General features: G+C 49.9%; 9 protein-coding genes and 1 riboswitch. Of the genes, 5 read left to right on the forward strand and 4 right to left on the reverse strand.

Annotation, left to right across the window (positions count from 1 at the left end; all coding sequences use genetic code 11):
* Positions 1 to 101: 101 nt before the first annotated feature.
* Together LX24_RS03315 and LX24_RS03320 are read right to left on the reverse strand one after the other, a co-directional pair.
* Positions 102 to 518 (reverse strand): RrF2 family transcriptional regulator, encoded by a 417-nt coding sequence (locus tag LX24_RS03315; RefSeq protein WP_166510733.1) that lies wholly within the window; start codon positions 516 to 518, stop codon positions 102 to 104.
* A 192-nt stretch (positions 519 to 710) separates the two neighbouring features.
* Positions 711 to 2,606, reverse strand: coding sequence for an ASKHA domain-containing protein (locus tag LX24_RS03320; RefSeq protein WP_166510734.1), 1,896 nt, complete (start codon positions 2,604 to 2,606; stop codon positions 711 to 713).
* 678 nt (positions 2,607 to 3,284) lie between these two features.
* On the opposite strand from LX24_RS03320, the gene LX24_RS03325 reads away from it, so the two are divergent.
* From LX24_RS03325 to LX24_RS03335, 3 genes are all read left to right on the forward strand, one after another.
* The gene (locus tag LX24_RS03325; protein WP_243131602.1) at positions 3,285 to 5,438 is read left to right on the forward strand and encodes a DUF3160 domain-containing protein; all 2,154 of its coding nucleotides are present in this window, start codon (positions 3,285 to 3,287) and stop codon (positions 5,436 to 5,438) included.
* A gap of 14 nt (positions 5,439 to 5,452) precedes the next feature.
* Positions 5,453 to 7,066 (forward strand): CapA family protein, encoded by a 1,614-nt coding sequence (locus tag LX24_RS03330; protein ID WP_166510735.1) that lies wholly within the window; start codon positions 5,453 to 5,455, stop codon positions 7,064 to 7,066.
* Positions 7,067 to 7,148: 82 nt separating this feature from the next.
* Entirely contained in the window at positions 7,149 to 8,528 is a 1,380-nt protein-coding gene (locus LX24_RS03335; RefSeq protein WP_279233171.1) for a sodium:solute symporter family protein, read from the forward strand.
* Between the two features lie 43 nt (positions 8,529 to 8,571).
* Here LX24_RS03335 and LX24_RS03340 read toward each other — a convergent pair whose 3' ends face one another.
* Both LX24_RS03340 and LX24_RS03345 read right to left on the reverse strand, forming a co-directional pair.
* On the reverse strand, positions 8,572 to 9,270 hold the full coding sequence (locus LX24_RS03340; protein WP_166510737.1) for an ABC transporter ATP-binding protein: 699 nt from the start codon (positions 9,268 to 9,270) through the stop codon (positions 8,572 to 8,574).
* A 156-nt stretch (positions 9,271 to 9,426) separates the two neighbouring features.
* Entirely contained in the window at positions 9,427 to 11,511 is a 2,085-nt protein-coding gene (locus tag LX24_RS03345; protein WP_166510738.1) for a molybdopterin-containing oxidoreductase family protein, read from the reverse strand.
* Between the two features lie 139 nt (positions 11,512 to 11,650).
* Positions 11,651 to 11,767, reverse strand: a riboswitch (molybdenum cofactor riboswitch).
* A 154-nt stretch (positions 11,768 to 11,921) separates the two neighbouring features.
* Between LX24_RS03345 and LX24_RS03350 the strand changes: the two genes are divergently transcribed.
* Positions 11,922 to 12,614, forward strand: a complete 693-nt coding sequence (locus LX24_RS03350; protein ID WP_166510739.1) for an AzlC family ABC transporter permease — start codon at positions 11,922 to 11,924, stop codon at positions 12,612 to 12,614.
* A complete protein-coding gene (locus LX24_RS03355; protein WP_166510740.1) occupies positions 12,601 to 12,924 on the forward strand; it encodes an AzlD domain-containing protein in 324 nt (107 codons plus the stop codon). Before LX24_RS03350 ends, LX24_RS03355 begins: the two co-directional genes overlap by 14 nt.
* Positions 12,925 to 12,930 lie beyond the last annotated feature (6 nt).

The following is a 12,930-nucleotide window of genomic DNA, read 5'->3' on the forward strand; positions in this document are numbered from 1 at the left end:
GCGCACTAAAGTATACTATCATAGTACACTTATGGGCATTTTAATAAATTACGCACATACCCCCGAACTTTTTACGCACGGGTGGACAGTTCGTTTCCAGGTTAGTGATTGTTTTGTCTGCTTAGCGTTTCGAAGTTATATTGCTCCAGCTCCCGGTTGATGGTCTGTTGAATTGAATAAAGGGCTTTATGTACAGCGCATTTGGCGGTGTTGCGCTTATTACACTCCTCGGGGGCAATCAAACACCTGTTGATACGCACCGGTCCCTCCACCGCCTCCACAACATCCTTCAGGGTGATTTCCCGGGGCATTTTGGCCAGCGCGTAGCCCCCGCCAACTCCCCGGTAGGATTCAACAATCCCGGCCTGGGTCAACAGGCGGAGTATCTTGAGCATGAACCGCATGGGAATTTTCTCGCTTTCGGCTATAACCCTGGCCTCTATTACCTGTCCTTTGGGCAAGCCGGACAAATATAAAACCGCCCGGAAAGCATAATCTGTTGCCTGATTTAGCCTCATATATAAGTACCTCGTCGCCCGCTAAAGTGTACATATCCGGTATACTTTTTAAGTAATATAACCTCTATTAATGCAAATGTCAAGTGGTTTTTTAATTTTTTGTGATAGGGATAAAGTAAAGCAGGGCTACCGCGCCCTGCCTGCATAATATGAAATATATTTACATAGGAGGTATAAGATTGCTTTTTTGATTTACACCGGGTTGCATGCTTGATTAATACTGGGAAATAAATCCACATTGGTATGGGGAATGAATAACGCTGAAACGAATTCTTCCATAAAGTCGTTTCCGATACTCAATTCAATATAAGTTATTTTTTCCGCCAATTTTTCAGCTTCCCTTCTGGCCTCTTTGGAAAGTAACGCCATTTTGGCACCCTTAACGGAACTATTACCGATATATTTATACCTTTCCAGGGGGAGATCCGGGAACATACCTATATTGATAGCGTCATGCAGATTTATATACCTGCCAAACCCACCGGCTATATATACCCTTTCGATAGCCTCCACGGGCAGGCCAACTGTCTTTAACATGGTCTGAACACCAGCAAAAACCGCGGCTTTGGAACGAATAAGGTCCTTGATGTCCGTTTGGGAGATGGTAATATCCGTACCTGTACCTGATTCTTCAGCGGGAACTAGTATAAACAGCTTTTCACCGTCTATTATTTGCACTCGCTCATTGGCCGGAAGCGGCAAAAAGTTGCCGGTACGATCAATAACACCGGCTTCCCGTAGAGTTGATATACAATCGATCAATCCCGAGCCGCAAATTCCCACGGGTTTTTTATTCCCCACCGTTTCCCAATATACATCCAATGTCCCGGGTGTTACTCTGATATGCTCAATGGCCCCGTCCATAGCCCGCATGCCGTAAGCTATGCCACCGCCCTCAAAGGCAGGCCCGGCGGAACAAGCACAGGCCACCAACCACTCACTGTTCCCCAGGACCATCTCCCCGTTGGTTCCAACATCGATAAACAAATTAATGTCGTCCTGCTTATCAATACCCGTTACTTCAACCCCGGCCGTAATATCGCCACCAACATAACTGGCTATACCGGGCAGGCAATAAATACGGGCTTTGGGGTTGGCTTTGATGCTAAGGTCGGCCGCTGTAATGGGATTGATGGAATTAAAAGCGGGCACATAGGGTTCCAGCCGGATGTATTCCGGGTCGATACCCAAAAAGAGATGGGTCATGGTGGTATTTGCAGCACAGGTAATATACCAAATATCATTATGATCCACATGACTGCCTTCAACCAGATTATCTATGAGTTCATTAATGGTTGTGATAATGGTTGTTTGCATTTGCTCCAACCCTTTTTTGTGTTCAACGGCATAAATAATCCTGGAAATTACGTCATCACCAAAAACAGCCTGTTTGTTATAAGTACCCTCCACCCCCAGGGACTCGCCTGATTCCAGATCCACCAAGTGGGCAACAACCGTTGTAGTACCTATATCCAAAGCCAAACCATAATACTTTTTGTAATCCCAGCCCGGTTCAATGTTAACTATTTCTGTACGGCCTTTTATGTCGGCCAGGGATACTGTTACCTTCCAATTACCTTTACGAACGGTTTGTGGAAGTTTTTGTATAATTTCCAAATCAATACAGGGAGAATCCACCTCAGCCATTTTATTTAGTTCGGAATATAGTCTGGACATGTCATCAACATGGTCGTCAAGGGAAGGTTCCAAAAGCTGTAATTTAATTTTTTTAAATAAAGGTTCCGTTGGAGTTATTGATTGATCAAACTCCTGACCCTGGCTGGTTAAAACCTGGTGTGCCGCCAGCCTTGATGTTTCCGGTATCTCAATCTCCATATCACTTTGCGGGTACGTCTGGCAAGCTAACGCATAACCCCGTGCCAATTCCTCTTCAGTTAATTTACCTGTGCTGTTAACACGGGCTTGACCACTTTTTGTTATTACCCGGCACCGGCTACAGGTGCCGGCACCTCCACAGGAGCTTTTCACAGCTATCCCGGCCCTGACTGCCGCATCTAATATAGTTTCATGGCTTTCCACTGCTATAGTTATGTCATCAGGTAAAAAACGCACTTTATTAGTTGACATAAACCAGCCCTTCTTTCCCGTGTGATGTTCATAACTATGCCAGCCTTTATCCAGCGCCGTGCATTTCAACATATCGTCGCTATGGGATATAGTAAAGAATCTGTAATGTATATGGGAGGTGTTGTTGCAGCAACGCTTGAAGATAACAGGTAACCCATGTGTGGGACGATGTAAAAACCACCGTGCGTTGATATTAGCGGCATTTGCCCCTTTTTGAATATATACCCTTTATGCTAAATATTATACTCGGGTTTTGGTCATACGTCAATAATGAAGTTTTAAAAACCTTTTCCCTTTGTGTGGTGTTTCCGCAGTCTGGCAGTCAAAACTTGTGGTGACAAAATGGGCCGGCAACACCCCACCAGTCAATACTTGCGTCTTGCATTTCGTAAAACACCATAATAGAACTCCTTAATTGCTAATTTTGAAAATGCCCTCAGTTATATGCCGAAGAGGATTCACTATATGCATTAATTGGTACTTGGGTTATAATTAACCTAAATTAGTACCGGGACAGCCTTGCCAGGACGCTATTAATTTATTTAGGGGCATGTCCGGCTGTCTATGGAACGACAAAACATACCGGTGCAGTGGCGGAAGTGATCGCTATTATTTGTTGACTCAATGACATTTGATAAGCGTTATATTAACCCGCCATAAAAAAGGAGGTTAAACCCGTTGCAAAGGAAAGGAATAATCTGCATATGGTTAATTGGCATGCTGCTGCTTATCACCCTTGTGTCCGGTTGTAGCGGCACTTCCGGGGCAGCGGAGCAAAATCATGCCGAGGGAGACACTGAAAATCCGGCGGTTGCTGGTTTTGCCAGTTATAACGAGGTGCCTGTGGACTGCTCCCCGGCCCTGAAGCCTTATCAGGTGGAACCGGGACTTGGTAATGTAACCAACAAGGACATGTTTCAATTTTCGCCGGAAGCGGAGCGTTTACTGGTGAAAAACGGGTTTGTGGTAGTGCCCAATGAACACCAGCGGGAATTTTTCATGCTTTATGAAATCAACCGTTATGACCCGGTGCCCAGTTTTATTACCACCGACTCAATGCTGCACAATTATCACTTGTTCTTCAGCCACCTGCTGCGGGTAATTGAAAAGGAAAAACTGGCCCCGGAATTAAAAGAGTTAACCGCGGCCATGCTCACCGTATCCCAAAAGCAGTATGCCGCCCTTAAAGGCAGTGACTGGGAAAATGCCGCCAAAAGAAACGCTGGCTTTTTCGCCGTGGCCGCAAAGCTTCTGGACCCGCAAGTGAATATCCCACCTCAGGTGAAACAGGTGGTGGCGGAGGAATTGCAGCTTATTAATAATAGCGAGGGTATTTACGTTTCCCCTCTGATGAATATGGGACAGGCCCTTGATATTACGGACACCCCGCAGGAGGATTATTCCCAGTACATTCCCCGGGGCCACTATACCACTGACGGGCTGCTGCAGTCCTATTTCAAGGCCATGATGTGGTACGGGAGAATGACTTTCCGGCTCAACAGTGAGGATGAAACAAAATCAGCCGTTTTAATGACCCTGGCCCTGGGTGAAGGGGATAACGGGCAAAAGTGGGATAAAATATACCAGCCCACCAGCTTCTTTGTGGGCCGGGCCGATGACCTGTCCTACCTGCAATACCGGGAACTACTGGACAAAATCTATGGCCCCAAAGCGGGACTTGGGGAACTGGCCTCCGGCGGTGATAAATGGGCCACCTTCATGCAAGCGGCGGCAGAACTGGAACCTCCGGCTATAAACTCCATCCCTATCTTTGATGAGGATATACAACCCGATCGCGAAAGCGCAATCAAAGGCTTTAGGTTTATGGGGCAGCGGTACACCCTGGATGCCGACGTTTTCCAGCGGCTGGTTTACCGCGCGGTAAAAGAAAACAGCCAGGGCGAGCGCAGAATGCTGCCCAGGGGCCTGGACATCCCGGCAGCCATGGGCTCTGACGAAGCTTACGCTATATTGGAGGCTGAGGGTGAAACAAATTACGCAGGCTACCGGGATAACATGAATAAAATGCGGCAATATATCACCGGCCTGGACAAAAATATCTGGACGCAAAACCTGTACTGGGGATGGCTTTATACCCTGGAGCCCCTGCTGCGGGAAAGGGAAGAGGGTTACCCGGCCTTTATGCGCAACCAGGCCTGGACCAGGAAAGATTTGAACAGCTATCTGGCCAGCTGGACCGAGCTCAAGCATGATACCATCCTTTATGCCAAACAGGTTTACGCCGAAATGGGCGGCGGTATGGAGGGTGTGGATGACCGGGGTTATGTGGAGCCAAACCCGCACCTTTATGCCCGCCTGGCCGCCCTGGTGAACATGACCCGGGAGGGGCTGTCGGCGCGGGATCTTCTGGGCCAAAGGGATTGGGACAGCCTGGACCGGCTGGAGCAGCTGGCCCTGGCTTTAAAAACGATATCCGAAAAGGAACTCTCCAATCAACCGCTGACTGGTGAAGAATATGATTTAATCCGCTCCTACGGCGGGCAGTTGGAACATTTCTGGCTGGAGGCCCTCAGGGATATAGGGGTGGACCACCGCTCCGCCATTGCCGAAAATCCCGCGGCACTGGTAGCCGATGTGGCCACCGATCCTAATGGCCGGGTGCTGCAGGAGGCCACAGGAAACATCTTTGAAATTTACGCCGTGGTACCCGTTGATGGTACCTTGAGAATTGCCAAGGGCGGTGTTTATTCCCACTATGAGTTTACCTGGCCGCTTCAGGACCGTTTAACCGATAAAAAATGGCATGCCATACTGGATGCCGGACAAGCACCCCCCCTGGCCGGGTGGACCGAAACCTTTATTGCCCCGTGAAATTCACCCGGTTAATGCCGGCCCTTCTGCTGGCGGTGGGGCTGCTGTACTGCTCCTGGGCCTGTGCCCCGGAGCAGTACGGCGGCGGCAAGCATTTCCATGACCTGGCGGCCTTTAAAAAATATCGCATGCAGCTACCGGAAAAACATGATGCCCTGTGCCTGGTGGCGGTGGGAGATATCATGCTCTCCCGGTACGTGGCTCAAAAAATAAACGAGCACGGCGACCCGGGCTATTCCTTCGCCGGGGTGCAGTGGTTCTTGCAAGGCGGGGATGTTGTTTTCGGTAACCTGGAAGGCCCGGTAACCCCGGGACGAGAAATAAAGGTCCCCGAGATGGTGTTAAGGGCCGACCCCCGGGTGGCCCCGGCCCTTAAAGAGGCCGGTTTTGATATCCTGTCCCTGGCCAACAACCATGTGCCCGATTTTGGCGGGCAGGGAATACTGGACACCATGCACTACCTGGACGGTGCCGCCATCCTCCACACCGGTGCCGGCAAAAATGACCGGGAAGCTTATGCCCCCCGGTATATGGAAGTAAAGGGTGTAAAGCTGGCTTTTTTGGCCTTTAATGACCCGGCGGTTGTACCGGACTCCTACGGGGCAGGCGATGGCCCCGGCACCGCCCTCCTGGAGCCTGAAAAGATGACCGCCGCCATCAACGAGGCGGCGGCCAATGCTGATTTCACGGTGGTTTCCCTGCATGCCGGCACCGAATACGCCGCCGAACCGGATGCCACCCAGGTCCGGTTTGCCCGGCTGGCCATAGACGCCGGGGCGGATCTGGTGCTGGGCAGTCATCCCCACGTGGTACAAAGGGTGGAGCGTTACCGGGGGAAATACATCCTTTATAGCCTGGGCAACTTTGTTTTTGACCAGCTGTGGTCCCGGGACACCCGGGAAAGTGTTGCCGCCGGGATTTGGATCAGGGAAAACAATGTGGAGAAGATGGAGTTTCTCCCGGTTTATATCACCGGCGATGCGCGCCCCGTGACTATAAGCGGGCCGGAGGGACAAAGGATAATGGAGAAACTGGAACTTGATCTGAACAGGCAAAGGATACCGGCCTGGGACAGTGAAAAAGGGATATTCACCACCGTGGAACAATATGTATTCCAGGCTGAAAAATCCCCGCCGGAATACAGGTTGTTGCAAAGCCAGTATTTCGACCTGGACGGCGATGGCTGCAAGGAAGGAGTTTATCTAAAGAACGGAAGAATAACGGTACGGGAAGCTTCCCGCACCATCTGGCAATCACCGGGCGACTGGTGGGTGGATTATTTCTTTCTGGGTGACGTCAACAACGACGGCATAACAGAGTTAAACTTGCTGGTTTGGAAAGAAGGCAGCTTCGGTCCCCACAAGCCCTTCTGGCTGGAGGAGGAAGATGCCGGCGTCAAAAACCACCTTTTTATCTTTAAGCTTGAACAGGGCAGCATAAAGCCGGTGTGGCAGTCATCCAATCTGGATTATCCCAACCACCGTGCATCCCTTGTTGATTTTGACAACGACGGTGAGAAGGAACTGCTGGTTATCGAGGGCAGCTATACCGACCCCGCCAGGAGGGAAACCACCTTGTGGAAGTGGAACGGATGGGGTTTTTCCCACGTTTCTTGCAAAGAAAATTAGTCTGATTTACCCCGGGCGATATTGCAGCATTCTGGAAGTTATGCAATTAATAAATAACTATTAATAAAAAGAGTGATTTTTTTTGCATACTTTACCCTATTACACCAGCGTTGTCCTGACCCTGGCTATAGTTACGCTGGTAGGTCTACATTCAGTTGGAAAAATTAAAACCTCCCAAGATTATATTGTAGGGGGGCGCAATTTGTATCCCGCCGCCATAGCGGGAGCTATAGTAGGGTCATTCGTTGGAGGCACGGTCACCATTGGAACCGCTCAGATGGCCTGCAAATACGGTTTAGTTGCCATCTGGTTCACCATAGGGGCAGGTTTATCCTGCTTGCTGTTAGCTTTATTCATGATAAAACCTCTGCGTGAAAAGGAAGTAAGTACTATAACAGAATACCTGATAGCCAGTTACGGCGAAGGGATTAGGTTTTGGGTGGCTCTGTTTACGGTAATAGGAATGCTGATTCAGGTAGCAGTACAAATCATTGCCGCAATTCCGGTTCTAAGTGGTATGTTTTCGGTTGGATCAGTGCCGGCTTCTTTTATTATAGTTTTTTTAATAGTGTTGTATATGATTGGCGGTGGGATTTGGAGTACCGGCCTGGTTGGTATGGTAAAACTGGCACTGCTTTCTATAACCCTGTTTGCCGGTGGGGTAATAGCATGTCTTGAAACGGGTGGACTCTGGAAAACAGCGGCGCTGCTTACCGTGGCACCTACATTGTCTCTCTTTCCCCGGGGAGCGCTTGTTGAATTGGGCGGTCTTTTTTCGGTTCTCGTAGGCTTTGCCTCCACCCAGGCGTTCCTACAGCCTCTTTTTGCCGGGCGGGATGTACGTTCAGCAAAGATTGGCGCCCTGGTTGCTGCTGCACTAATACCCATGTACGGCTTCGCCGGGGTAATTATCGGCCTATTTATGAAGGTAGCCCATCCCGGTATTAACCCTGTCTTTGCTCTGCCCGTTTTCTTCAATTTATACCTTAGTCCCTGGTTGGGCGGTGTAGCTAATGCCACCCTGCTGATCTCTCTAATTCTCACGGGCGGTGCCCTGACCCTGGGGGTAAGTACAGTACTTACCCGCGATGTTTATGCAACCCTTCACCCCGGTGTTTCTGACAAAGCTCTACTCCGGGCCGGACGTTTATTTACCGCCGGCACGGGTGCGGTAGCGCTGGCTATGGTGTTGTTTTCGGGCGGTACTTTAATTCTGGATTGGACTTATCTTTCAAATGCATTGCGCGGTGTTACTGTATTTCTACCGCTATTAGCAGCGGTTTTTATTCCTGCCCGGGTGCGCCCCCGGGGGGTTCTCCGCGCAGTTATTTTAGCCCCGGTGGCAACCCTGCTGAGCCAATTTTTCTTACCTTTAGATATACATCCCCTTTTTGTAGGACTTCCAGTGGCACTTTTATGTATGTTGCACAGTATGTTGCATACAGCCAGGCCTTTATCATAGGCACGGCTCTCCACCGGCAGGCGGTGGCCAAAACCATGGACCATCAGGGATTACCATAATCGAACAAAAGCTGCAAAATTTTATGCTTCACCTCGGAAAACAAGGAGTTACCAAGCAATGATATTGACCTCGGTTTTGGAAACGGTACACTAATTTCATGTTTGATACGGCCCGGAAGCCTGCTCATAACATAAATCCTGTCGGCTAACATCAATGCCTCCTCGACATCATGCGTAATAAAAAGAATAGAGGGATTAAGCTGCATGGAAATAGATAATAGTAGTTGCTGCATGGAGAGCCTGGTCTGGGCATCCAATGCTGCAAATGGTTCGTCCATAAGCAGCATTTTCGGTTCCATGACCAGTACCCTGGCAATGGAAACCCGCTGCTGCATTCCACCGGATAATTGATGGGGGTAATAATGCTCAAAGCCTTTCAGGCCCACCAGGCCAATATACTTTGCACATTTTTCATCCTGCACATGGCGACTCAACTTCTTAAGCTTTAAACCATAGGCAACGTTTTGCTTCACCGTAAGCCAGGGGAAAAGAACGGCTGATTGAAAGACCACACTTCTCTTTGAGGAAGGACCTGCAACTAGCTCGCCGTCAAACAAGCTGCTACCTTCATCCGGTTTTTCAAAACCCGCTGCGATATTCAAAATCGTTGACTTGCCGCATCCACTTGGACCAATCAGGGCAATTATTTCACCTTCATCTTGATCTATGTCAACGATAACCACACATGCAAATAACTGCTGCAACAAAAAGATGTACAGCGAAAAACCTACCCGATTTCTTCAAGGGTAGGTTTTTCAAGTTATACATATCTAATTTGTAGATTAATAGCGTTTTCCGGGACTGCTACATGAGATGGTTAAGATAGCCACAGGAATACCTTAGCATTTAGAGACGGTAACGAAATGTTCCTGCATGGCTATGCTGCCCCCGGCCTGATCCCAGATTTCCAGTCCACCCTGCATAAAACAATTGTCGGCCAGGCCTTTACCATAGGCACGGCTCTCCACCGGCAGGCGGTGGCCAAAGCCATGAACCACGAATACAGCTTCGGGGTGAATCAGCGGGGTCACTTTGGCCCGGATGGTTTCGGAATAGCCGTCCCGGCTGACCGTGACCCGCTCCCCATCGGTAATCTGAAGTTCTGCCGCAGCCCGGTCGTTAATCCACAATACGTTTTCGGACATCAGTTCCGACAACATGGGGTTGTTCACGGTATGGCCCTGGGTGTGCACGGCACAGCGGCCAAAGGTCAGGCGGAATTGCCCTTTGGGCGGCCGTTTCGGGGCAGTGTAAGGTTTTAAAGATGGAATACCCTGTTTTTCGAGCCTCTCGGAAATAATATCGATTTTACCGGAGGGCGTTTTAAACCTGGGTTCCGTAAAGGGCGGGTCTTCAACGGGCTGGGCCAGGTTTACAAAACCGGTGGCATTGAAATCCTCAGGCCGTACCCCGGTGCCCTCCAACTGGTAGTTCCAGATATCCTCAATAGAGCTAAAGGCCAGCTCGCCAATCCCCAGGCGCCTGGCCAGCCCGCAGATGATCTCCCAGTCCGCCCGCGTATCGAAGCGCGGCTGAACAGCCCGCCGGCGCACGAAGAAATAGGGCCGTAGCCCGTTTTTACAGGCCATGATACTTTCCCGCTCGAGATAGGTGGACAGGGGCAGCACTATATCTGAATACCAGGCGGTGTCCGACCACGTAAAGCTAACGGATACCAGCAGATCCAAATGATCGAATATTTGCCGCAGGCGATCCGGGTCGGGAAAACCCATCAAGGGATCATGGCGGTAGGCGATATAGGCCTTCACCGGGTATGGTTCACCGGTTTCCATGGCCTTGTAAACCAGGTGGGCCAAGCCCGGCCCCGCATCAAAATGCTTGTAAAGCCACCCCACACCGTCCGCACGCTTCTCGGTGGGCTTGGGGAACAGGTCCGCCAGTTTATTCAAACCCTTCCTCCCAACGTCGCCGGGTTTTTTGGTAAACATCAAACCACCCCTGGCACCGATGGAACCCAGGAGGGCATTGATGATATAAGCTGTACGGGAGACATAAAAAGAATCGGTATAGCGGGCGGTCATCCAGCCGGGGTGCCAGATCACGGCCGGCCTGGCGGCGGCAATTTCCTGCACGAAGCGCCGGATTTCACCGGCGGGAACCCCGGTTTCCCCTTCGGCCCATTCCGGGCTGTACGGGCGTACAAATTCTTCCAACTGGCCGAGATCATTTATCCAGCGGGCGGCATATTCAGCATCATAGAGTTTCTTGAATAAGAGCTCGTGAATAACTGCCAGGTTAAGGGCGTAGTCACTTCCGGGTCTAACCAATAGGAACCGGTCAGCCTTCGTCGCCGAAATAGTGGCCCGGATATCAATAACCGTGATCTTGCAGCCCGCGTCCATGGCTGCAGTCAGGTTAGTAACCTCCTGCACGTTGATAGCCTCAAATATATTGCGTGTTTGAAATACCACATGCCTGGCGTTTTTATAATCGTAAACCAGTTCCTCGCGGCCTGCACCGGTGACGGAAATGCAGGCGTGGTGCACATTGCGGGCACAGGAACTGTCGTGATTGGTATAGTTGGGGGAGCCCAAACCGCGCACAAACGCCTGGTGCAAATCTTTAAACGGCCCGCTGCGGTCCGAAAAGGCGACGCTGCGCGCCCCGTGTTTATCCATCACCGCTTTGAGCCTGGCGGCGGTTTCCTCCAAGGCCTCATCCCAACTGACCTGGCGCCATTTACCTTCACCGCGCTTGCCCTCGCGAATCATTGGCCCCTGGATACGTTCATGATCATGAAGCAGTGCAATTCCAGCGGCACCCTTGGGGCATATGGTCCCCTTCATCGCAGGTACGTGAGGATTTCCCTGGAGCAATTGCACATTGTCATTTTTTACCTCGGCCATGATGGGGCAACGCACAGTGCACATACCGCATACGCTGAATACCTGTTGGGTGGTCATATACCGAATTCTCCTTTTAACTTAATGATATGGTTCAAATTTAAAATAATTTTTCGACAAGTTCACAACCTGTTTTACCGGTATTAATGGAAAATAAACGGGCTTTGTCCTGCCAAAAGGAAACAAAGCCCGGTCATACCCAGGGTTTATCATCTCCTTTCCGCAATGGGAGGCAGGCCGGTTTCCCGGCATACCCTGCCGGTTCAAGAACCATAACATGGTTAACAGGTTATTGAACTCGGAGAGCTGTTTTAATTTATTGATTATTCAAACCAGTAGTATTTTATATGATGCTTGATAACGCGTCAAGAAAGTAGCGGACTTGGCAAAAAATAATAATGAAAAAACGCGTTTAAAGTACTATAATAGGTAAAATATTGTTATTCTTAAAACTGGAACGGGGACGTAAAATGCAAACGCAAGAATTGAAACAGGGAATAAACGACTCCATCCCGATAGTGTTGGGCTATTTACCTTTGGGTTTTGCCTTTGGGGTGCTGGCAACTGATGTGGGCATGTCAATTGTCCAGGCCACCATGATGTCGGTGTTGTGCTTTACAGGGGCCGGACAGTATATCGCCATTGGAGTTTTGCAAGCCGGCGGAGCGGTATTCACCATTATCCTGGCCAACGTTTTAGTGAATTTAAGATATTTGCTGTTTTCCACATCACTGGTGCCTTACCTCAAGGGCCATGTCCCAACCGCCACGGGCAGCATTTTATCCTACGGGCTGACCGATGAAACCTATGCCGTGGCCATGAACCGCTACCAGCAGCATGCGCCCACCGCTTCCTACATGGCTGGACTTAACCTTAGTTCACATACTGGCTGGATCGCCAGTACATTGCTGGGCGCCATACTGGGCAGCTATATCGGCGACACGGACCGCCTGGGCCTGGGTTTTACTCTGCCGGCAATGTATATTTGCCTGCTGGTGCTTATGATCAGAAATAAACCGGATGTTATTGTGGCTTTATCCTCCGCCTTTATTTGTTTGTTAATTGGTTATTTAATGCCTGCCACCATGGCAAATATGTTTAATATCATCATAGCAACCATTGCCGCAGCCAGTTTGGGGGTGTTCATCAGTGAGCGGAAATAGTATCTGGATCATGATCATCGGTGTTTCGCTGGTGTCCCTGTTGCCACGTATCCTGCCGGTGGCAATGTTTTCCCGCTATGAGTTCCCTGAACCGGTGAAACGGTGGCTCTCCTTTGTGGCCCCGGCGGTTTTGGGCGCTTTAACGGCGATAAGTGTACTGGCACCGGAGGGCGAAATTAATATCAGTATTCAGAATAAATATATCTGGGCCTTCATACCCACACTGCTGGTGGCCATCAAAACCAGAAGCCTGTTCTACAGCTTGCTGGTGGGCATTGTTACCATGGCTCTGCTGTATAATTTTATGTAATATCCA

The organism is Desulfallas thermosapovorans DSM 6562, from assembly GCF_008124625.1.
Classification (GTDB): domain Bacteria; phylum Bacillota; class Desulfotomaculia; order Desulfotomaculales; family Desulfallaceae; genus Sporotomaculum; species Sporotomaculum thermosapovorans.